The organism is Thalassolituus sp. LLYu03 (assembly GCF_050507655.1).
GTDB lineage: Bacteria > Pseudomonadota > Gammaproteobacteria > Pseudomonadales > Oceanobacteraceae > Venatoribacter.
This window is the reverse complement of the sequence record NZ_CP191496.1, coordinates 1,415,303-1,437,111: the sequence shown is the minus strand read 5'-3', so window position 1 is coordinate 1,437,111 and position 21,809 is coordinate 1,415,303. Positions and strand designations below refer to the sequence as shown.

Below are 21,809 nucleotides of genomic sequence, written 5' to 3'. Positions count from 1 at the left end.
CTAATAAGGAGAAAACCTATGAGCAGTCTGGCGAGAAACTACAGCGAGAAACGGAATTTCATTCGCATGCACGTATCAGCCCCGGCAGTTCTGGTGCTCGATAACGGTCAAACCTTTGAAATGACGTGTCTGGATCTCAGCAGCAGCGGTGTTCAGCTGCAGCATTTTGAGCCCATTCCGGTCAATTCGTCGGGTCGCCTGACAGTGTCCAGCGGTGGTGGCTACACCAGTCCGCTGGAAGCCCGCGTTACCATCTGTCGCCTGCAGGAAAGCGGCGCCGATGAGTACCGGATCGGCGCGACAATCGATAACTTTCTCTGACGTATAAAAAAGGCCAGCAAATGCTGGCCTTTTTTATGGACGTTCACACCCGGGCATCAGGACTTACTTGAAGTAGGCGTTGTCGTCTTTGGTGTGGTCGGTGACGTCACGCACACCCTTCACTTCCGGGATCTTGGCGATCAGGGAAGCTTCTACGCCGTCTTTCAGCGTCATGTCCACGGCGCTGCAACCCTGACAGCCGCCGCCGAATTTCAGCACAGCGATACCGTCTTCGGTCAGCTCAACCAGCGACACTTCGCCACCATGCGAGGCCAGACCCGGGTTGATTTCGGTGTACAGCAGGTAACTGATGCGCTCTTCCACCGGACTGTCGGCCGTTACTTTTGGCATCTTGGCGTTCGGCGCCTTGATGGTCAGCTGACCGCCCATGCGGTCTTTGGCGAAATCAATAATGGATTCTTCCAGGTACGGTACGCTCATGCCTTCGACGTAGACCTTGAGCTTTTCCATGTCCTGCAGCAAATCGTTGGCGTGAACCTCTTCCGGACGGCAATAGGCCAGACAGGTTTCTGCGTATTTGGTGCCCGGCTGCGTAATGAACACGCGAACCGCCATGCCTTCTACATTCTGCTTTTCCAGTAACTGCGCCAGATACTCTTCAGCATCCGGGGTTATGGTTACGTAAGTGGTCATATCGGTACCTCTGAAAACTGTCGCCATTGTAGCGGATTGCCTTCCACAAGCGAAATACCCAACCAAATTGCTTGGATAAGACAAGAGGTTCCGGCTCTGGTACAATCCCGCGCCATTTTTATGCTTGTTTTGCCGCGACTTATGACTCAGAGCCAGACTTCCATGACCACTACACGTCAGAACCGAATTGCCCGACTGAAAGCCGACCTCCGAGACCGCATCCATATTCTGGATGGCGGTATGGGCACCCTGATTCAGACGCATCAGCTGGAAGAAAAGGACTACCGCGGCAGCCGTTTTGCCGACATCCGTCAGGAAGTCAAAGGCAACAACGACCTGCTGGTACTGACCCAACCCGAGATCATTGCCGGTATTCACCGCCAGTATTACCTGGCCGGCGCCGACATTGTTGAAACCAATACGTTCAACAGCACCCGCGTATCTCAGGCCGATTACCATATGGAAGATCTGGTTCCTGAGCTGAACCGTGCCGCCGCCGCCCTCGCCCGCCGCGTGGCCGACGAAGTGGAAGCAGAGACCGGCATTCCGCGTTACGTGGCCGGTGTTCTCGGCCCGACCAGCAAAACAGCCTCGATTTCTCCGGATGTGAATGACCCGGGCTACCGCGCCATTTCCTTCGACCAGCTGGTGGCAGAATACGTGGAAGCCACTCACGGTCTGATGGACGGCGGTGCCGACATCATTCTGATCGAAACCATTTTCGATACCCTGAACGCCAAGGCCGCCATTTTCGCTGCACAAGAAGTGTTCGAGCAGCGTGGTGAAGAACTGCCGATCATGATCTCCGGCACCATCACCGACGCCTCCGGCCGTACCCTGTCGGGCCAGACCGCCGAAGCTTTCTGGAACTCAGTCGCCCACGCCCGTCCACTGTCGGTCGGTCTGAACTGTGCGCTGGGTGCAGAAGAACTGCGGCCGCACGTGGAAGAACTGTCCAACAAGGTCAGCACCTTTGTGTCGGCGCACCCGAACGCCGGCCTGCCCAACGAATTCGGTGAATACGACCAGACCGCTGCGCAGATGGCCGTTATCGTCGAAGAATTCGCATCCTCCGGCTTCCTCAATATTGTCGGCGGCTGCTGCGGCACCACGCCGGCGCACATCAAAGCCATCGCCGATGCGGTTAAAAAGCACAAGCCACGTACGATTCCTGAGATAAAACCGGCCTGCCGTCTGGCCGGTCTGGAGCCGTTCAACTTTGACGAAACCAGCCTGTTTGTGAACGTCGGCGAGCGTGCCAACGTCACCGGTTCCGCCAAATTCAAGCGTCTGATCAAAGAAGAGAATTACGACGAAGCGCTGGAAATTGCCCGCCAGCAGGTTGAGAACGGTGCCCAGATCATCGACATCAACATGGACGAAGGCATGCTCGATTCCGAGGCCGCCATGGTTCGCTACCTGAACCTGATCGCTGCCGAGCCGGACATCGCCCGCGTACCGATTATGGTCGACTCGTCCAAGTGGGAAATCATCGAAGCCGGCCTGAAGTGCATTCAGGGCAAGGCCGTGGTGAACTCCATTTCCCTGAAAGAAGGCGAAGAAGAATTCATTGCCAAAGCCAAACGCTGCCTGCGCTACGGCGCGGCTGTGGTGGTGATGGCGTTTGACGAAAAAGGTCAGGCCGATACCGAAGCGCGTAAAAACGAAATTTGTGAGCGCTCGTACCGCGTGCTGGTCGACAAAGTAGGCTTCCCGCCGGAAGACATTATTTTCGACCCGAACATCTTTGCCGTGGCCACCGGTATTGAAGAGCACAACAACTACGCTGTGGACTTCATCAACAGCTGTAGATACATCACCACCAATCTGCCACACGCCAAAATTTCCGGCGGTGTGAGTAACGTGTCGTTCTCCTTCCGTGGTAACGAGCCGGTGCGTGAAGCCATTCACTCGGTATTCCTCTACCACGCCATTCAGAACGGCATGAGCATGGGTATCGTTAACGCCGGCCAGCTGGCGGTGTACGACGATCTGCCGGCAGAACTGAAAGAGCGCGTAGAGGACGTGATCCTCAACCGTCGTGCTGACGGTACCGACCGCCTGCTGGAAATCGCCGAGAAATACCGTGGCGACGGCAGTGTGCAGGAAAAAGAAAACGAAGAATGGCGCAGCCTGCCAGTGCGTGAGCGTCTGACCCACGCGCTGGTAAAAGGCATCAACGCCCACGTCGAAGCCGATACCGAAGAAGCCCGTCAGATGTTCGCGCGCCCGATCGAAGTGATCGAAGGCCCGCTGATGGACGGCATGAACGTGGTCGGCGACCTGTTCGGCTCGGGCAAGATGTTCCTGCCGCAGGTGGTAAAGAGCGCGCGCGTGATGAAACAGGCCGTGGCCTATCTGCTGCCGTACATCGAAGCCGAAAAAGACGGTAAGTCTGAGTCCCAGGGCAAGATCCTGATGGCCACCGTCAAAGGCGACGTGCACGACATCGGTAAAAACATCGTCGGTGTGGTGCTGCAGTGCAACAACTTCGAGGTGATTGACCTCGGCGTCATGGTGCCGGCGGAGAAAATCCTCAAGGTCGCCAAAGAAGAAAACGTCGACATCATTGGTCTGTCCGGCCTGATCACCCCGTCGCTGGACGAAATGGTGCACGTGGCGCGTGAAATGCAGCGTCTGGATTTCCATGTGCCGCTGATGATCGGTGGTGCTACCACTTCCAAAGCGCACACGGCGGTAAAAATTGAACCGCAATACAAGAACGACATCGCCGTGTACGTGAACGACGCATCGCGCGCCGTGGGCGTGGCGCAGAAACTGGTGACTCCGGAAGCCAAAGTGGCGTTTGTGGCCGAGCGCCGCGAAGAGTATCAGGGCGTACGTGAGCGCAACGCCAACCGCAAAGCCAAGGCCCTGCTCACCTACGCCAACGCGGCTGCCAACCCGTTCAACGGCGAGTGGGACAGCTATGTGCCGCCGAAGCCGAATAAGCTGGGCATTACCGTTTACGAAAACTTTGATCTGGCCGATCTGGCGAAATACATCGACTGGACGCCGTTCTTTATGTCGTGGGAACTGGCGGGCAAATTCCCGGCCATTCTCACCGATGAAATCGTCGGTGAAGCCGCGACCAACCTGTTCAAAGATGCTCAGGCCATGCTGGCACGCATCATCGACGAAAAACTGTTTAACTCCCGCGCCGCCGTTGGTCTGTGGCCAGCCCAGCGTCGCGGTGCCGATGACATCGTGGTGCTGAATGAAGACCGCAGCGCGGAAATCGCCGTGCTGCATCAGCTGCGTCAGCAGGCGGACAAGCCAAACGACCAGCCGAACTACTCGCTGGCCGACTACGTTGCACCGGAAGGCAGTGTCGACGATTACATGGGCGCCTTCGTGGTGACTGCCGGTATCGAAGCCGAGAAACTGGCCAGGGCCTACGACGCACAGCACGATGACTACAACAGCATCATGATGAAAGCGCTGGCCGACCGCCTGGCCGAAGCCTTTGCCGAACGTCTGCACGAAATTGTGCGTAAAGACCTGTGGGGCTACGCCTCAGACGAGCAACTGAGCAACGACGAGCTGATCAAGGAAACCTACAAGGGTATCCGTCCAGCACCGGGTTACCCGGCCTGCCCGGATCACACCGAGAAAGGCACCCTGTTCCGCATGCTCAATGCCGAAGCCAACACAGGCGTCAGCCTGACCGAAAGTTTCGCCATGACGCCGGCGGCTTCCGTCAGCGGCTGGTACTTTGCTCACCCGAAAGCCAAATACTTTGGTCTGGGCAAAATCGACAAGGATCAGGTCGAAGATATCGCCCGCCGCAAAGGCATGGCGGTTGAAGAAATGGAACGCTGGCTGGCACCGCACCTGAGCTACGACCGCTGAGTTTATGGCTGAAATCAGCCGTGCCTCTGCTCTGCTGATGTTCGTTGCGCACTTGCTGCGCATCGAACCCGGTCGTCTGAGCCGCATTCTGACCATCAGCGTGCCGATTATTGGCGGCATGCTGTCGCAGAGTGTGATCAATCTGGTCGACGCCGCCATGGTCGGGCGCCTCGGTGATGATGCGCTGGCCGGCGTCGGCATCGGCGCATACGCCACCTTTATTACCGTGTCTGTGGTGATGGGCCTGTCGGCTGGCGTGCAGGCCATGGTTGCCCGCCGCTACGGCGCGCAACAGTTCGACACGCTGCAGGAACCCCTGCTCGCCGGCCTGCGTCTGGCCATCTACATTGGCCTGCCGCTGTCGCTGTTTTTCTGGTTCGCCGCCCCCTGGATTATCCCGCTGTTCAACAAAGATCAGGCCGTGATCGATATCGCCGTGCCCTACTTCGAATGGCGCACGCTGGCCACCATTGCTGTGGGGATGAACTTTGTGTTCCGTGGTTTCTGGAACGGCATCGGCGAAGGCAAAACCTACCTGCAAACTTTGCTGATCATGCATCTGGTCAACATCGTCGTCAGTTACGTTCTGATTTACGGCATGGGCAGCTGGGCCGGCTTTGGTGCCGTGGGCTCCGGCATCGGTACCACCATCGCCATGATTTTCGGCTGCCTGCTCTACTACTGGCAGACCTTCCACCGCTTCCGCGACCGTTTTGCTGAAGTAAGCCAGGTCAGCCGCGACACCATGAATAAAATCGTGCGCCTGACCCTGCCCAATTCCACCCAGCAAACCCTGTTTGCGCTGGGCAACAGTGTACTATTCTGGATCATTGGTCAGGTCGGCACACAGGAACAGGCCATTGGCCATATTCTGATTAACCTGGCCTTGCTGATGATTCTGCCTGCCGTCGGACTGGGCATGGCAGCGACCAGCCTGGTCGGACACGCCCTCGGCCGTGGCGATACCGACGATGCCTACCGCAGCGGTTGGGAAGTGGTACGGGTGGCCATGCTGCTGATGGCCCTGTTCGGTCTGCCATTGTGGCTGTTTCCGGAATCCATACTGCGCCTCTTTACCCCGCACGAGCATCTAATTGCACTGGGCAGCACACCACTGCGCATCACAGGCTTCAGCATTGTCTTTGAGGTTACCGCCATGGTGCTGACACAGGCCTTGCTGGGCGCCGGCGCCAGCCGGCAGGTAATGCGCATCAACCTGTTGATGCAGTGGTCTGTGCTGTTACCACTGGCGTTTGTTATGGGGCCCGTTGCCGGTTTCGGCCTGCTGGGAATCTGGTTGCTTCAGGCATTGCAACGTATTACTTTGTCGCTGATTTACGGGGTTATCTGGAAACGCCGTCACTGGAGCCGGATTGCCCTGTAGCGCCCTTAGTCAGAGGCCATGAATCGCCTCATGCTGTCGCCGCCACAGGATTACTTATGCCCTCCAGAATGCCTCCCGGTCACCTGTCTGCCTACGAATACATCAGCCCGGTCATTGCGCATCGCGGCGCCTGCGGCGAAGCGCCGGAAAACACCAAAGCGTCCATTGAACTGGCGGCCCGTCAGGGGGCGCACTGGGCGGAAGTGGATGTCACCATCAGTGCCGATGGCGTGGCCGTGATTCACCATGATGCCGACCTCAGCCGTTGCTCCGACGGCAGCGGTCTGGTCATTCAGAAAAAAATGGCCGAACTGAAAGCCCTTGATGCCGGCAGCTGGTTTGCACCACAGTTTCAGGGTGAAACCGTGATGACGCTGGCTGAACTGCTGACACTGGCCAACCATCTGGATTTATCACTCAATCTGGAAGTAAAACCGACCATCGGACGCGAAGCCGAAACCGTCTGGGCCATAGCTCAGACATTAAAAGCGGTGCCGTTCGATCATCCGCTGATTCTGAGCTCATTTAATATCCATGCCCTGCACGCCTGCAAAACCCAGCTGCCACATCTGACCCGGGCGCTGAATGTGGAAGCCATTCCGCGTAATTTTATTGAACGTCTGGAGGAAGCCGGCTGTCAGGGCCTGCACTTTCAGAAAGAGTTTGCCGACGCCGCCCAGATTCAGGCCGTGCGTCAGGCTGGCTACCACCTGCTGACCTTTACCGTGAACGACCCCGACACCGCCAGAAACCTGCTGCAAATGGGCGTCAGCGGCGTATTCTGTGACTTCCCGGGACGCATGTTAGCGGCGCTGAACGGCGGCCGTTTCAGCAAGGCTAATCACTGAGTTCCTTTATGGTTTTTCCGAATTAGCATATAGATAAATATTAATTTTAAGAATATAGAAGCTCTGTTATCGTGCCCGGCCATAACCACTCCACTGACTGAAGTCAGGATTGCAACCGGGTTCTTATGTACGTATACGATCACTACGATCAGCAACTGCTGAACGAGCGCGTTGTCCAGTTTAAAGGACAAATGGAGCGCTTTCTGGCCGGCAAAATTCAGCCGGATGAATTCCTGCCCCTGCGTCTGCAGAACGGTATTTACGTGCAGCGCTACGCGCCTATGCTGCGCGTCGCCATTCCGTACGGTGCTTTAAACGCTGTTCAGCTGCGTAAGCTGGCACACGTCGCCCGCGCCTACGACAAAGGCTATGGTCACTTCTCTACGCGCCAGAACATCCAGTTCAACTGGCCGAAGCTGGAAGACTGCCCGCAGATTCTGGCCGAGCTGGCCGAAGTGCAGATGCACGCCGTGCAGACCAGTGGTAACTGTATCCGTAACACCACCACCGACGAATACGCCGGCGTGATCGCTGAAGAAATCACCGATCCGCGTCCGTACTGCGAAATCATCCGTCAGTGGTCCACGTTCCACCCGGAATTCGCGTTCCTGCCACGTAAGTTCAAGATCGCCGTTAACGCCGTTCCGGGCGAAGACCGTGCCGCCATTCAGGTGCACGACATTGGCGTGAACATTGTGCGCAACGCCGCCGGTGAACTGGGTTACCGCATTCTGGTCGGTGGCGGTCTGGGCCGTACCCCGATCATTGGTGAAGAAATCCGTGATTTCCTCGCCGAAGAAGACCTGCTGACCTATCTGGAAGCGGTTATCCGCGTATACAACCAGTTCGGTCGCCGCGATAACAAATACAAAGCCCGTATCAAGATTCTGGTGAAAGCCCTCGGCATCGAACGTATGCGCGAGCTGGTGGAAGCTGAGTGGGAACGCACCCGTCATGGCGACGGCAAGCTGACCCGCGCCGAGCTTGAGCGTGTGCAGAAGCACTTCGTTGACCCGAGCTATCTGGCACTGGCCGATGAACCGGCGGAACTGAGCACTGCCCGTGCTGAAAACGCCGCCTTCGCCCGCTGGCTGGGCCGCAACGTGCGCCAACACAAGAAAGCCGGTTACGCCGTGGTAACCCTGACCCTGAAGCAGAAAGGCACCGCCCCAGGCGACGTGACCGCTGAGCAGATGGATCAGATTGCTGATCTGGCCGACAAATACAGCTTCGGCGAACTGCGCTCCAGTCATCAACAGAACCTGGTACTGGCCGACGTTGAACAGCGTCAGCTGTTTGCCCTGTGGAACCAAGCCAAGGCTCTGGGTCTGGCAACGCCGACTCTGGGTCTGCTGACCGACATGATCTGCTGCCCGGGCGGCGACTTCTGCGCCCTGGCCAACGCCAAATCCATTCCGGTAGCGGAAGCCATTCAGGTGCGTTTCGACGATCTGGATTACCTGCACGATCTGGGCGATATCGACCTGAACATTTCCGGCTGCATGAACGCCTGTGGTCACCACCACATCGGCAACATCGGTGTGCTGGGCGTGGATAAGAAAGGCGAAGAGTTCTACCAGATTTCTCTCGGCGGCAGCGCCGGTGACGATGCCTCTATCGGTAAGATTCTTGGCCCTTCATTCGCCCGCGCTGCTATGCCGGACGTGATTGCCAAGATCCTCGACTTCTACGTCGCCAAGCGTGCGGAAGGTGAAACCTTCCTCGAAACCTACCGTCGTATCGGCCACGATCCGTTCAAGGAGGCAGTGTATGGCCCAGCTGATTAAACAAGGCGCACTGGTGAATAACGACCAGTGGCAGCGTATTGAAGACGATGCCGTGATGGCCGATTACAGCCTGATCAGCCTTAAGCGCTGGCAGGAAAATTCTGCCGCGCTGGCGCCACTGGCCGAAGCCGGCAAAGTGGGCCTGTTTCTGCAGAGTGAAGAAACCGCCGATCTGATCGGTAACGACAGCCGTCACTTCACCCTGATTGCCATCGACTTCCCGAAATTCAGCGATGGCCGTGGTTACAGTGCTGCGCGCCTGCTGCGCGAGCGCCATGGTTACCGTGGCGAACTGCGTGCCATGGGCGATGTACTGATCGACCAGCTGTTCTTTATGAAGCGTTGTGGCTTTGACAGCTACGCGCTGCGCGATGATCAGGATCTGGAAACCGCACTGGCGGCGTTCAGCACCTTCACCGTGAACTATCAGACCGACGTACACGAGCCGCGCCCGCTGTTCCGTCGTCGCTGATGTCGTTTCGCCGCGGGCCACCCCCGCGGCAATTTGCCAGTGCTGACACAATCGGTACTGGCACCCTCTCTCCTGTTTCCTGATACGACCTCTGTTCCTGCGTAACTGGCCTCGGCCTCCCCGCTGACGTAAGCTCTTGGTATGAACGCCGGAGACTGATATGCAGCAGGACATTATTTTCGCGTTTTTTATTATTTTCTCCGGCGCTCTGGTGCTGTCGACCTTCGCCCTCTACACCCGCCAGCCGGTTTTGATTGCATACATCGCACTGGGAGCTCTGGCCGGGCCGTTTGGTCTAGGCTGGATACAAAACCCTCAGGCGGTCTCCAGTCTGGCTGACATCGGTATTCTGTTTCTGCTGTTCCTGCTCGGCCTCGATATGCAACCCAGCGCCCTGTTTGCCGTGATGCGCAAAGCCACGCCCGTGGCCCTGATCAGCTCGCTGATATTTTTCGCCGCCGGCGCCGCCGTTGCCCTGCTGTTTGGCTCATCGCAGACCGACGCCATCATCATCGGCCTGGCGATGATGTTTTCTTCCACCATTATTGGCCTCAAGCTGCTGCCCACCACAGTGCTTCACCATAAGCACATGGGGGAACTCATGATCGGCCTGTTGCTGCTGCAGGATATGCTGGCGATTCTGGTGCTGATTCTGCTCGGCGTCATGGCCGGCAACGAGGCCATGCCCGTATGGCAACCCTTCGTTGCCCTGCCCTTGCTGGCAGCCGGCTGTTATCTGCTGGTAAAAGGGTTATTGCTGAAGCTGATTGCCCGTTTTGACCGCTTTCAGGAGTATCTGTTTATTCTGGCGATCGGCTGGTGCTTGGCGGTTGCCGAAGGGGCAAAACTGGTCGGGCTGACCCACGAAATCGGCGCCTTTATTGCAGGTGTGACACTCGCCACCAGTCCGATTGCCCAATTTATGGCCATCAGCCTGAAGCCTCTGCGGGATTTCTTTCTGGTGATGTTTTTCTTTGCCGTCGGCGCGCAGATTAACCTTGGATTGCTCAGCGACGTCATCGCTGCCGCCGGGGTGATGGCGGCGCTAATGCTGATGATTAAACCCGTGGTTTTCCGCTTTCTGCTATCGGGCCAGAGCGAGCGGCGCGAGCTGGCATGGGATGTGGGGTTCCGTCTTGGACAGATCAGCGAGTTTTCACTGTTAATTGCCTTTGTTGCGACGCAAAGCAGCCTGCTGAGTGAATCAGGCTCGCTGCTGATTCAGGCGACTGCGATTCTGACCTTTGTCGTGTCGAGCTATATCGTGGTGTTTAATTACCCGAATCCGATTGCCGTATCGGATAAACTGCGACGCGACTGACAGAATCCTTCACCCATAAAAAAGCCCCGGAAATCCGGGGCTTTTTTTATGTCATTGAAAGCGGATAACAATCAGCTTTTGCTCTGCTGCTGACGGCTGAGCATGGTCAGCGCGCGGGTCACAGCGCCTTCAGCACCTTTCTGCACGGCCAAGCCGAGTTTTTCCTGCAGGGTTTTACGGAACTCGTAACGCACACTGAACACATCAGCGCGATCACAGGCTTTCATCAGGTAATCGTCACTGGTGCCCACTTCATCCACCAGTTTGTGCTCCAGCGCCTGCTGGCCATACCAAATGTCACCGTTCGCCACAGAGTCGATGTCCATACGCGGACGGAAATGTTTAACGTGCTGCTTGAACAGCTCGTGAGTGTCTTCCAGATCAGACTGGAATTTCTCACGGGCTTTATCGGTGTTCTGACCAAACATGGTGACAGTGCGTTTGTATTCACCGGCGGTGAACTGTTCGTAATCCACATCGTGCTTTTTCAGCAGACGGTGGAAGTTCGGCAGCTGTGCCACCACACCGATAGAACCCACAATGGCAAAAGGTGCCGCCACGATACGGTTAGCCAGACACGCCATCATGTAACCGCCACTGGCGGCTACACGGTCGACACAAACGGTCAGGGCAATGCCCTTATCGCGGATACGCTTCAGCTGGGATGATGCCAGGCCGTAGCTGTGTACCATGCCACCGCCGCTTTCCAGACGCACAACCACTTCGTCGTCTTTCTCGGCCATGGTCAGAACCGCTGTGATCTCACGACGCAGCAGCTCAACCTGACTGGCCTGAATATCACCATCAAAATCGAGTACAAAGACGCGCTTGCGCACTTCACGGCTTTCCAGACCGTCTTTGGCCTTCTTCTTTTCCGCTTTGGCTTTGGCCTTGTCTTCTTTCTTGCGCTCCTTCTCCATGGACTTGAGCTCTTCTTTATCCAGCAGCGCGTACTCCATCTGAGACTTGTCGTCTTCCAGATCGTCGTTCAGCTTGCGGATATTAAGCTCACCTTCTTCCTGATGGTGGCGGTTGCGCGCACCGATGGCCACCAGACCACCCACCACAATCAGGATGGCAACCACGATGGTTGCTGCTTTTAACAGGAATGAACCGTAATCGGCGAGGAATTCCACTCTTTATCCTTCTGAAGAATCGTAAACAGCCCGCAAGCATAACCGAATGGCGGCGCGGAACAAGCGCTTGCCTGAGAATGTTTCAAACGCGCGTATGATTTTCGATTGACACCGAAAACGCCAGATCATAGAGTTGTGCCGTCTGTTTTTCAGACAAATAACAGACAGGATGCTGAATCGGCATCATCAATCAGCAGACCTCCTGTCGTATGTAGCAATAATAAGGAACCCGTTATGGCATCTGTTGCAGAAATCATCGAAACCATGAACAGCAAGTTCAACGCCGCTGCCGCTGCCGGCCTTGACCTGATTTTCCAATTCAACATCGAAGATGGTGAGACTTACCACCTGATCGTTAAAGATGGCACCTGCAGCGTTGCAGAAGGCGCCAACGACGACGCTAACGTAACTCTGATCATGAACAGCGAAACTCTGGCTGGCATCGTTTCTGGTGACACCGACGGTATGATGGCGTTCATGTCTGGTCAACTGCGTGTTGAAGGCGACATGATGCTGGCTACCAAGCTGGGCGAACTGTTCCCGGCTTAATCGCCAGAACATAAAAAAAGCGACCTTCGGGTCGCTTTTTTTATGTCTGTTTTATGCCCCCACAAACGGGAGTCAGAACGGCGTGAGACTTACCAGTCGCCTTTCAGGGCGCTCTCGGCAACGTCGTTCATCGGATGCGGAACAATGCCTTTCGGGGTGAGATTCACGGCGTACACAGCACCATTCACCAAAGGCATATACACCGCATGGCCCGCTTCTGCACGCAGCCAGAAACTGTGGCCTTTCAGTGCGCTCCAGATGTCCATCCAGCGGGACTCTGTTAACGGATACACAGTGCGTTCGGCGTTGCGTTCTTCTTCCAGAGACAGATAGCGCCCGGACAGACGATCCAGACGATACAGAGGCATAGCCCCCAATGCGGCGACCGGGCCTTTCCAGGCCAGCAGACGGACATCCAGTTGCCACTGGTCGCCCAGTATTTTGTAGCGGTTTTCAGTGCCATCACTGTCGACCAGCGTCAGGTCAAACACCTGATCATCGAGCTGGTACACAGAAACCGTCGCCAGCGGCTGTTCTGCCTGCAACTGGTGATAGCTCCAGACGTCCACCACGGTAAAGATGGCCATGATGCTCAGGATGAGCAGCGCGAAACCCATCGAACCCTTGAGCCACTGAATAAACCAGCCACGCCCCCACCAGAAATACAGAATCATCACCAAAGCAACCAGCAGAAAAATGCCGGCCAGACCGGTCAGACCACCCTGCAGCATATTACTTCCTCAACTGACCAATGCTTTCGCGGGCCAGACTCAGTGCTTCTTCCGCACCGGCCGAATGGCCACCCAGAGAATCCAGGAAATACTCGATACCGGTAATGGCGTCTGCCAGCGCTTCAAGCTGGTTGTCTTTCGGTGGCATATCCGATTCCAGTACCGCACGCACGATGAAACGATCGAGCTCGAGCAGCATGTCGTACACTTCCGGGCGATCGAGGAACATCATCGCCCCTGCCACATCAACCAGACTCTTACCCACGTTTTTGATGTGCAGCTTGTCGCCGGACGATTCAATGTAGGAACTGACCGCACGCTTGATCATGGTCAGCGCGGTCATGGATTCAGACAGCACCGCAATCTTGGCTTCACTCAGACTCACGGGGTCAACCGCCGTCTGATCAAGACCCGTATGCGTCAGAGCACGCATGGCCTGTTCGATGTGGATGATTTCATCAGCAATGTGGGCCATGTCGGCAGTAATCGCGGCCTGGCCTTCCTTGCGCAGACGGGCAACCAGAGCAGCCGTGCGTTCTGAAGCCGGACCCATGTTGGCAATTTGCAATGTGTCGCCGATGCGGGCCAGAGAAGAAACAAATTCCTCAAAGTTGCCTTCGCTGACGCCGGTCCGTTCAAACAGGTCGACCAGATCTTTCACGGACTGCAGTTCGTCCTGCAGTGCTTCCGACAGCGATTGCAATGCCGATTGATCCGGACCGGACAGACGCGCACGACTCGCGGCCAGCGCTTTTTCGCGGACTTCCCGTTCAATGCGGAATTCCTGCTGCAGGGTTTTCAGCAGATCGGTTTCCGGCTCGGCCAGTGCCACCAGATATACAAATTCTTTCAGCAGCCAGTCGGGTAGTTTTTCGGCGAATGCCTTGCCTTCTGTGTCCTGAATCCGGCGTACCTGACGATCGAGATGACCGAGCAACGTCAGGCGCTGCGGTGTCATATCAAACGTATCCTGCGACAGCGCATCCAGCGCCGCATCCACGACATACCAGAACAACCAGGATGGACCGCCGCGGCTGGCTTTCTCAAAACGGCGAACGGCGCGCTGCATAACCTGCAGCGGACCGCGACGACCATGGCCACGGATCAGACCGATCAGACCCAGCTGATACATTTGCCGTGCACGGCGATAAGGGAATTGTTGTGCACCCGCGTCCGCCTGAGGCATCTGCAGCTTGGGACGCAGGTTAACCAGGAAGAAGTACGCTTCTGGCAGGGCTTTTTCCCGACGCTCACGGCGCACCATATTGATGGTGGGAATCAGCAGACTTGGCGCAACGGCGTCGCCACTGGCCACGAAGTCGACGTAACGCTTCAGGAAGACAATGGCCTGAGTAAAGGCACTGAGGGTACTTTCAGTGACCGCTTGCGTGCGGATAACCCGTCCGGTTTCGGCCAGTTCTTCGCACAGGCGCTCGCCTGCACGGAAATCCAGCATCTTGAAGGTACCCCGCAACTGCTGAACTTCCCCAAGGAAGGTTCTCAGTGTTTCGGCATCCCCATTTTCCGAATAGACATCCAGCTGAGCCGCAGCCTGATCCAGTGAATTGACGATCTCAGATCGCACCAGATTCAGCGATGCAGCAAACTGATTGACTTCACTTCCTGTTGAGATATCGGCCATCGCAAGCATCATTCATTGTTATCGTTGGGTCATTCTAACGAACGCTCAGCAAAAGCGCGATGCGTTTGGAACAAACCAAATGTGATGGACTATACTGACAAAGAAAAAAATTTTGCATCAATTCAGACAAACGGCTTCGAAAGGCATGGAAGTGGCTCATTATGGTCAACGATCAGCCAGCAATTGTTGCATTTAAACAAAAACCCATTACATTCGCCCCGCCCGGCCACAAGCCCGAATTGTAAGGAAACCCATTATGCAGCCAACGCTACCCGCGGCTTTCATTAGTAATTTTATGGGGAGTGCCCCGGTTTGGTATAAAAAGACCATGCTGGCCTTCCTGGCACTGAATATCGTTTTGCTCTACACCGTCGGTTCTTATGTAACCGGCTGGATTCTGATCGTTGAATTTATTTTTACACTGGCAATGGCACTGAAATGCCATCCACTGCAACCCGGTGGTCTGCTGGCGATTGAAGCGGTTTTACTCGGCATGGCCTCGCCGGAGATCGTGTACGAGGAAACTCTGGCCAACTTCCCTGTGATCCTGCTGCTGATGTTTATGGTGGCCGGTATCTACTTTATGAAAGACCTGCTGCTGTTTGTGTTCACCAAAATTCTGTTGGGTGTGCGCTCAAAACTGCTGCTTTCCCTTCTTTTTTCTGCCGTTGCGGCATTCCTTTCTGCCTTCCTCGATGCCTTGACCGTTACCGCGGTTCTGATCAGTGTTGCTGTCGGTTTTTACAGCGTGTACCACAAGGTCGCCAGCGGTAAGAACTTCAATACCGATCACGATCATGGCAACGATGGCGAATTAAAAGAACAGCACCGGCAGGATCTGGAAACTTTCCGTGCCTTCCTGCGCAGCCTGCTGATGCACGGCGCCGTGGGCACTGCGTTGGGCGGGGTCTGTACCCTGGTCGGCGAACCGCAGAATTTGCTGGTTGCCAAAGTCGCTGGCTGGGAATTTGCCGAATTCTTTATGACCATGGCGCCTGTGACCATGCCCGTTCTGTTTGCAGGCTTTGCCACCTGTCTGATTCTGGAGAAAACCGGTTGGTTCGGATACGGAGCGCTGCTTCCGGACGATGTGCGCACCATTCTGGAAAACTTCAACGAACAGCAGAAAGAAACCATGACCACCAAGCGCATTGCGCAGCTTTGGGTGCAGGGCGTGGTGGCGATCTTCCTGATTTTCGGCTTAGCGTTCCATCTGGCCGAAGTCGGCCTGATTGGCCTGACTGTGATTGTGTTGCTCACTGCGTTCAACGGCATCATCGAAGAGCATCAGCTCGGCAAAGCGTTCGAAGAGGCTCTGCCCTTCACCGCTCTGTTGGTGGTGTTCTTCTCGGTGGTTGGGGTTATCCATGCCCAGCATCTGTTCACGCCGATCATTCACTGGATTCTGGATACCAACAACGTGGCACCGGATCATCAGCCAGGCATTTTCTTCCTCGCCAATGGCCTGTTGTCCGCCATCAGTGACAACGTGTTCGTTGCCACCGTCTACATCTCTGAAGTGAAAGCAGCGCTCGATGCCGGTGAAATCAGCCGTGAACATTTTGATTTGCTGGCCACCGCCATCAACACCGGCACCAACCTGCCAAGTGTGGCGACGCCAAACGGTCAGGCGGCGTTCCTGTTCCTGCTGACCTCAGCACTGGCTCCTCTGATCCGCCTGTCTTACGGACGCATGGTGATTATGGCTCTGCCATACACAGTGGTGATGACCGGTCTGGGCTACTTTGCAGTAACCCACTGGCTGTAAGCAGGGTCAGCCCTGCTGCTCCTGAGCTTCGCGGCGCCAAATGGCGCCGCCGCTTTTTTTGTCGACCAGATCCAGCATTTTCTGATGCGCGGCAACCTCTTCTTCCGTCGCAGCAACCACCATGAGTCTGGCAGGATCGATATCCTCGTAGCCACTCAGATCGAGTTCTACCGTTTCTTCTTTTTCCGTTTCTTCCGCAGCAAAAGTCAGTGCAGTCTGACCACCGGTCATGGCCAGATACACTTCGGCCAGAATCTCGGCATCGAGCAAAGCCCCGTGCAGCTCACGGTGGCTGTTGTCGATATCGAAGCGTTTACACAGGGCGTCCAGACTGGCACGCGCACCCGGGAACATCTCACGCGCCATGCGCAACGTATCCAGTACGCCACAGAAATCCCGGGTCGGTGACAGATTCAGGCGTCGGAATTCGGCGTCCATCATGCCGACGTCGAACGCTGCGTTGTGAATCACCAACTGGGCACCGGCGATAAACTCACGGAAATCATTCACGATCTGAGAAAAAACCGGCGCGCCCTGTTCAATCAGCCAGTCATTGGTAATGCCGTGTACCGCTGCCGCCTCTGCATCAATATCGCGCTGCGGGTTGATGTATACATGGTAGTGGCGCCCGGTGAGCTTGCGCTCAAACACCTCAACACAGCCGATCTCGATGATGCGGTGGCCCTCACCGATACCTGTGGTTTCCGTATCCAGAACAACCTGTCTCACACCGCCACCTCTTTTACTCCGCGATTGGCCAGCTCATCGGCCCGTTCGTTCTCTGCATGACCGGTATGGCCGCGCACCCAGCGCCATTCGATGGAATGGCGGGCACACTGCTCATCGAGTTGTTGCCATAAATCCTGATTTTTAACCGGTTCTTTGGCAGCCGTTTTCCAGCCATTGCGTTTCCAACCGGCTACCCAGCTGTTGATGCCGTTCTTCACGTACTGAGAATCCGTGGTCAGCACCACCTCGCAGGGTCGCTTCAGCGCTCTCAGGCCTTCAATCGCGGCCATCAGTTCCATGCGGTTATTGGTGGTATTAGCCTCGCCACCCCAGAGTTCTTTCTCGGACTGACCATAACGCAGCAGCGCCCCCCAGCCGCCCGGGCCCGGGTTGCCTTTGCAGGCGCCGTCGGTAAACAGAAAAACCTTATCAGACATGGGAAATGTCTTTCTCCAGATCAAGCCCTACACGGCCAACTGCCGGTTGCAGGGAAAATGAATCATTAAATTGCCAGCGCCGCGGACGGATTGGCGTCATGCCCAGCACCGTACGTCTGGCCACGTGCAGATACGCACTCGCAGGCAGCCAGCGGGTACCGGCCAGCACCCGGTCTACCCGGCGACTGATGCGCTCAGAGCCGAGCGTTACCGGCCAGGTGTGAGCAATGCTGCCGCTGTATTCACTGCGGAAATCCAGCAGGGTGAGCCAGTCCTGAATGCGGCGTTCACTGACCGGATTGGACACCCAGGGCAGGCCCGTAGAAAACGTCCGCGTCCAGCGCACCGCGCCCCACAGACTGTAGGGGTTAAACCCGGTAATAATCAGATACCCGTTGGGCACAATGACCCGCGCCGCTTCACGGATAATCTGATGCGGATGCGTACTCATATCCAAAACGTGCTGCAGCACCACCACATCCACACTGTTATCCGGCAGAGGCCAGGCGCCCTGTGCCATCCAGGTATCGCGCGGCACCACATCACGTTGCCATTCCAGCCCCATGCTGAAATTGTGAGCCAGTCGACTTCTCTGAAGAAAACGCGGAACGTCATCTATGCCGCTGTACAGCAGATGCTGGCCATGCAGTTGCCCCACCCAGTCACGCAGCCAACCACTTTCCAGCGCCAGCAGGCGCCTGGTGTCGCGCCGGGCGAGCCATTCGCGATAAATATCCGGTTTAATTCTGACTACCGCCATGATCCTTCCTGACTTGCTATGCTCAGACTGTCGATACCCCGACTTGCTAGGCGTAGTGACGCTTATTAGACTGCGGACTGATTTTTAACATTGTAATAGCATGAAGCCATACACCCTAGTTCTATCACTTCTGTTCGTCCTTCCCGGCTGCGCGACACTGAAGCCGGATGTTGTCCCCGTTCAGGACGAGAAACGCGCCGACACCAATCTGACCATTCTCGACGACTGGGCGGATGAGGTTCAGACCACTCAGTACAACGATATCTGGGCACGCATTGTTGCGTCTTATCAGCTCGATATCAGCGTCGACAACAGCCGCATCGACGCCCAACTGCAGTGGTACAAATCCCATCAGGAATACATGGACCGGGTCGCCGACCGCGGTGTCCGCTACCTGCACTTTATTGCGGAACAGATTGAGGCCCGCAACGTACCCGGTGAGCTGGCTCTGCTGCCAATCGTTGAAAGTGCTTTTGATCCGTTTGCCTATTCTCATGGCCGCGCCTCGGGCGTATGGCAGTTCATTCCATCTACCGGCCGGGATTTCGGTCTGGCACAGGATTGGTGGTACGACGGCCGTCGCGACATCCGCGCCGCGACCGAAGCCGCCCTGATGTATCTGGATGCGCTGCAACGTGAATTCAACGGCGACTGGCTGCTGGCACTGGCGGCGTACAATTCAGGGGCTGGCACCGTCCGCAAAGCCGTGCGCCTGAACCGCTCCAAAGGCTTGCCGACCGATTTCTGGTCGCTGAGCCTGCCGCAGGAAACCCGCGACTATGTGCCCAAGCTGATCGCGCTGGCAAAACTGGTGCGTGATCCAGAGAGCTACGGCGTCAACCTGATGCCGCTGACAGATGAACCCTATTTTGCCGTGGTGCATACCGGCGGCCAGATCGACCTGTCGCAGGTAGCAGAACTGGCGCAGACACCGCTGGATGAGGTGTATCGCCTGAATCCCGGTTTCAACCGCTGGGCAACGCGTCCGGAAGGGCCGCACGAAATTCTGATCCCGTACGCCAGCAAAGACACCTTTGAAGAGCAGTTAGCTGCCCTGCCAGCCGGTTCGCGCCTGAAATGGGAACGTTACGCCGTGCGCAATGGCGACAGTCTGATCACCATCGCCCGCCAGTTTCATACCACGCCGGAAGCCCTGAAAGACGCGAATGGCCTGCGCACTAACATTATCCGCGCCGGCGAACAGTTGCTGATTCCTGGCGCTTTTAAGCCGCAGGAAGCCTATTCACACAGTGTGACCCAGCGTCTTGACCGGCTGAAATCGCTGCGCCGCCCGGGCAATACCGATAAGGTGGAGTATCAGGTGCGCAGCGGTGACAGCTTCTGGGGCATTGCCCGCTCGCACGATGTGAGCGTTGGTGAGCTTGCCAAATGGAATGGCATGGCGCCCGGCGATCCGCTGCGCGCCGGCCAGACGTTGGTGATCTGGAGCAAAAAAGCGTCGCCTGCGAAACGCGAAGTGATCCGCAAAATCAATTACCGGGTTCGTTCCGGCGACTCACTGGCGCGCATCTCGCAAAAATTTAATGTTCGCATTAACGACCTCAAACGCTGGAACGCGGATCAGGTCAACACCAAATACCTGCAACCCGGTCAGATGCTGACTTTGTACGTGGATGTAATGCGATAGCCGGCAATTGGTGAATATAAGGACACAATATGTGTAACAGCAAAGGATTGCGCTTGATATTCACCCTATTTAGCATCGGCGTCATGAAAACCTTTTTCTGCGCATTCCGATGCCTGCTCGCGGCGTCTCTTTTGCCTTTGGCCGGCCTCAGCCTGGCTGACAGCGGATTGCCAACCGTCAAATACCGCGACGCAGCCAGCCTGCCTGCTCTTAACTGGCAGCAGGATACTGATGCTGTAAGCGCCATGCCCAATGCGCCACGCGGCGGCTTTCTGACCCTGCCGCTCACGGAATTTCCCGACAATGTCCGCCGCATAGGCCCTGATACACCGCACGCCCTGACGCCTGTTCTGCAGGATCTGCAACTGCCACTGCTTGCCCGTGAAACGCCTGCAGCTGCCTGGATTCCCCTGCTGGCTAAGCGCTGGGCCGTGGACGGTAAGCGTGTTTATTTCGAACTGCACGACAATGCCCGCTGGTCGGACAATGTGCCGGTCACGGCCGAGGACTTCGCCTTTTCACTCGGTTTTATTCTCGATCCGGACACAGGCGCAGACTGGCAGAAAAGGGTTTTGACTGAACAGATATCCGCGCTGGAAGTCTTCAGCGACAACCGCTTTGCCTTCGTTTTGCGGGCACCTGCAGACGATATTCCCGACGTGATTGCGGGCTTCCGTCCGTTTGCAGCGCATGTTTTCCGCAACCGCCACCAATGGCCTGAGAATTTCAACTGGTATCCGGAACCCACCACCGGGCCTTATTACCTGGCGCAAATCAGTGCAGACAACGCAACGCTGACGTTCAGGCGAACCACCAACTGGTGGGCGGCGCAGCTGCCCCGCAATCAGCATCGTTTTAATGCCAGCCGCGTCATACTGCGCGTTCCACAAGGGACGGAAGAGGCATCACTGTTCCAGCGCGGCGAGCTCGACAGTGTTGCGATTTGCAGTCTGTGCGCGGCACAGCTGGGCTACTTTGAACAGGCCGCCCGCTTCCGCCACATTCGCCTGATCAACACCGCCAACAGCAACCGGGAGGTGCATCCAAGCTCGCTGCTGGTGAACGGCAAAAGCGCTGTGCTCAGCCAATTTGCAGTGCGCCAGAAACTCAGAGAGAGCCTTGGTCTCGACCTCATCGCCCAGAACTCCGCGAATCTGGCGCTCAGCCAACTCGTTGAAGGCTCGTCTGAGCCTGTTCTGACCAACTACGACGGCGGAGTACTGCCAGACACCCTGACGCTGAGTTATACCGACACGGCCGATCTGCCACTGCTGCAGCACATCGCTGTCAATGCACAGGAAAATGGCCTGCATCTGGTTCTGCGCCAGCTGTCGGCCGACGTACTGGCGACCAAACTCGCGCTGGGCCAGTACGATCTGGTCTGGCTTAAGTTCACAAGTCCTCTGTCTGCCGAGGGCTTTCTGTCGCTCTTCCGCCCGGATGCTGGTGGCTTGTACATCAGCAACCCGGGATTTCCGCCTTATCTGCTGAGCGAACACGACACCAACAAAGCCGCAACAACGCTTGCCCGGGAGCTGAACCGGCTCGCCCTGCTGATTCCGGGCATAGAGGCAACCAGGCACTCGCGCGCTTTCTGGGAGTGGATACGCTTCCCGGAGGAGACCGACATGCAGTCCGATCCGATCGCGCCGTTTGATCCGCTTACAGGTGGCCGCTTCTGGATCGATCGCAAAGAACGCGCTGCAATACTCGCGCAACCAGAACGTGGTAATCCGTCTTAACAGAATCTGATCGCAGATTCCCGAATAA

18 protein-coding genes are annotated in these 21,809 nt (G+C 56.5%); 11 read left to right on the top strand and 7 right to left on the bottom strand.

Annotation, left to right across the window (positions count from 1 at the left end):
• Nucleotides 1-18: 18 nt before the first annotated feature.
• The gene (locus ACQUQU_RS06520) at nt 19-321 is read left to right on the top strand and encodes a PilZ domain-containing protein (RefSeq protein WP_430462435.1); all 303 of its coding nucleotides are present in this window, start codon (nt 19-21) and stop codon (nt 319-321) included.
• 63 nt (nt 322-384) lie between these two features.
• Here the strand turns inward: ACQUQU_RS06520 and nfuA are convergent, their stop codons facing one another.
• On the bottom strand, nt 385-975 hold the full coding sequence (gene nfuA, locus ACQUQU_RS06515; RefSeq protein WP_430462434.1) for a Fe-S biogenesis protein NfuA: 591 nt from the start codon (nt 973-975) through the stop codon (nt 385-387).
• A gap of 162 nt (nt 976-1,137) precedes the next feature.
• Here nfuA and metH point away from each other — a divergent pair, with 162 nt between their 5' ends.
• The 6 genes from metH (at nt 1,138) to ACQUQU_RS06485 (ending at nt 10,639) form a co-directional block, all read left to right on the top strand.
• Nucleotides 1,138-4,827 carry a methionine synthase gene (gene metH, locus ACQUQU_RS06510; protein WP_430462433.1) on the top strand — a complete coding sequence of 1,230 codons (3,690 nt, stop codon included), beginning with the start codon at nt 1,138-1,140 and terminating at the stop codon, nt 4,825-4,827.
• A 4-nt stretch (nt 4,828-4,831) separates the two neighbouring features.
• Nucleotides 4,832-6,211 carry an MATE family efflux transporter gene (locus ACQUQU_RS06505; RefSeq protein WP_430462432.1) on the top strand — a complete coding sequence of 460 codons (1,380 nt, stop codon included), beginning with the start codon at nt 4,832-4,834 and terminating at the stop codon, nt 6,209-6,211.
• A 56-nt stretch (nt 6,212-6,267) separates the two neighbouring features.
• Complete coding sequence (locus tag ACQUQU_RS06500; RefSeq protein ID WP_430462431.1) at nt 6,268-7,059, top strand: glycerophosphodiester phosphodiesterase family protein; 792 nt, start codon at nt 6,268-6,270, stop codon at nt 7,057-7,059.
• A gap of 125 nt (nt 7,060-7,184) precedes the next feature.
• The gene (locus tag ACQUQU_RS06495; RefSeq protein ID WP_430462430.1) at nt 7,185-8,846 is read left to right on the top strand and encodes a nitrite/sulfite reductase; all 1,662 of its coding nucleotides are present in this window, start codon (nt 7,185-7,187) and stop codon (nt 8,844-8,846) included.
• Nucleotides 8,830-9,318, top strand: coding sequence for a DUF934 domain-containing protein (locus tag ACQUQU_RS06490; protein ID WP_430462429.1), 489 nt, complete (start codon nt 8,830-8,832; stop codon nt 9,316-9,318). Before ACQUQU_RS06495 ends, ACQUQU_RS06490 begins: the two co-directional genes overlap by 17 nt.
• Nucleotides 9,319-9,478: 160 nt before the next feature.
• On the top strand, nt 9,479-10,639 hold the full coding sequence (locus tag ACQUQU_RS06485; protein WP_430462428.1) for a cation:proton antiporter: 1,161 nt from the start codon (nt 9,479-9,481) through the stop codon (nt 10,637-10,639).
• Nucleotides 10,640-10,710: 71 nt separating this feature from the next.
• Here the strand turns inward: ACQUQU_RS06485 and sohB are convergent, their stop codons facing one another.
• Nucleotides 10,711-11,775, bottom strand: coding sequence for a protease SohB (gene sohB / locus ACQUQU_RS06480; protein ID WP_430462427.1), 1,065 nt, complete (start codon nt 11,773-11,775; stop codon nt 10,711-10,713).
• 234 nt (nt 11,776-12,009) lie between these two features.
• Here sohB and ACQUQU_RS06475 point away from each other — a divergent pair, with 234 nt between their 5' ends.
• Nucleotides 12,010-12,324, top strand: a complete 315-nt coding sequence (locus ACQUQU_RS06475; protein WP_430462426.1) for an SCP2 sterol-binding domain-containing protein — start codon at nt 12,010-12,012, stop codon at nt 12,322-12,324.
• 89 nt (nt 12,325-12,413) lie between these two features.
• Here ACQUQU_RS06475 and ACQUQU_RS06470 read toward each other — a convergent pair whose 3' ends face one another.
• Together ACQUQU_RS06470 and ACQUQU_RS06465 are read right to left on the bottom strand one after the other, a co-directional pair.
• Complete coding sequence (locus ACQUQU_RS06470; RefSeq protein ID WP_430462425.1) at nt 12,414-13,055, bottom strand: hypothetical protein; 642 nt, start codon at nt 13,053-13,055, stop codon at nt 12,414-12,416.
• 1 nt (nt 13,056) lies between these two features.
• Complete coding sequence (locus tag ACQUQU_RS06465; protein ID WP_430462424.1) at nt 13,057-14,697, bottom strand: hypothetical protein; 1,641 nt, start codon at nt 14,695-14,697, stop codon at nt 13,057-13,059.
• 256 nt (nt 14,698-14,953) lie between these two features.
• Here ACQUQU_RS06465 and nhaB point away from each other — a divergent pair, with 256 nt between their 5' ends.
• Nucleotides 14,954-16,465: a sodium/proton antiporter NhaB gene (nhaB, locus tag ACQUQU_RS06460; protein ID WP_430462423.1), complete on the top strand. Its 1,512-nt coding sequence runs from the start codon at nt 14,954-14,956 to the stop codon at nt 16,463-16,465.
• A 6-nt stretch (nt 16,466-16,471) separates the two neighbouring features.
• Here nhaB and dnaQ read toward each other — a convergent pair whose 3' ends face one another.
• The 3 genes from dnaQ to ACQUQU_RS06445 are packed head-to-tail and all read right to left on the bottom strand — an operon-like array spanning nt 16,472 to nt 18,391.
• Nucleotides 16,472-17,194 carry a DNA polymerase III subunit epsilon gene (dnaQ, locus tag ACQUQU_RS06455; protein WP_430462422.1) on the bottom strand — a complete coding sequence of 241 codons (723 nt, stop codon included), beginning with the start codon at nt 17,192-17,194 and terminating at the stop codon, nt 16,472-16,474.
• Nucleotides 17,191-17,631, bottom strand: coding sequence for a ribonuclease HI (gene rnhA, locus ACQUQU_RS06450; RefSeq protein ID WP_430462421.1), 441 nt, complete (start codon nt 17,629-17,631; stop codon nt 17,191-17,193). The genes dnaQ and rnhA overlap by 4 nt, the downstream gene beginning before the upstream one ends.
• A complete protein-coding gene (locus ACQUQU_RS06445; protein WP_430462420.1) occupies nt 17,624-18,391 on the bottom strand; it encodes a methyltransferase domain-containing protein in 768 nt (255 codons plus the stop codon). The genes rnhA and ACQUQU_RS06445 overlap by 8 nt, the downstream gene beginning before the upstream one ends.
• A 100-nt stretch (nt 18,392-18,491) precedes the next feature.
• Here ACQUQU_RS06445 and ACQUQU_RS06440 point away from each other — a divergent pair, with 100 nt between their 5' ends.
• On the top strand, nt 18,492-20,039 hold the full coding sequence (locus ACQUQU_RS06440) for a LysM peptidoglycan-binding domain-containing protein (RefSeq protein ID WP_430462419.1): 1,548 nt from the start codon (nt 18,492-18,494) through the stop codon (nt 20,037-20,039).
• 137 nt (nt 20,040-20,176) lie between these two features.
• Entirely contained in the window at nt 20,177-21,781 is a 1,605-nt protein-coding gene (locus ACQUQU_RS06435; protein WP_430462418.1) for an ABC transporter substrate-binding protein, read from the top strand.
• The last annotated feature ends 28 nt before the right edge of the window (nt 21,782-21,809 follow it).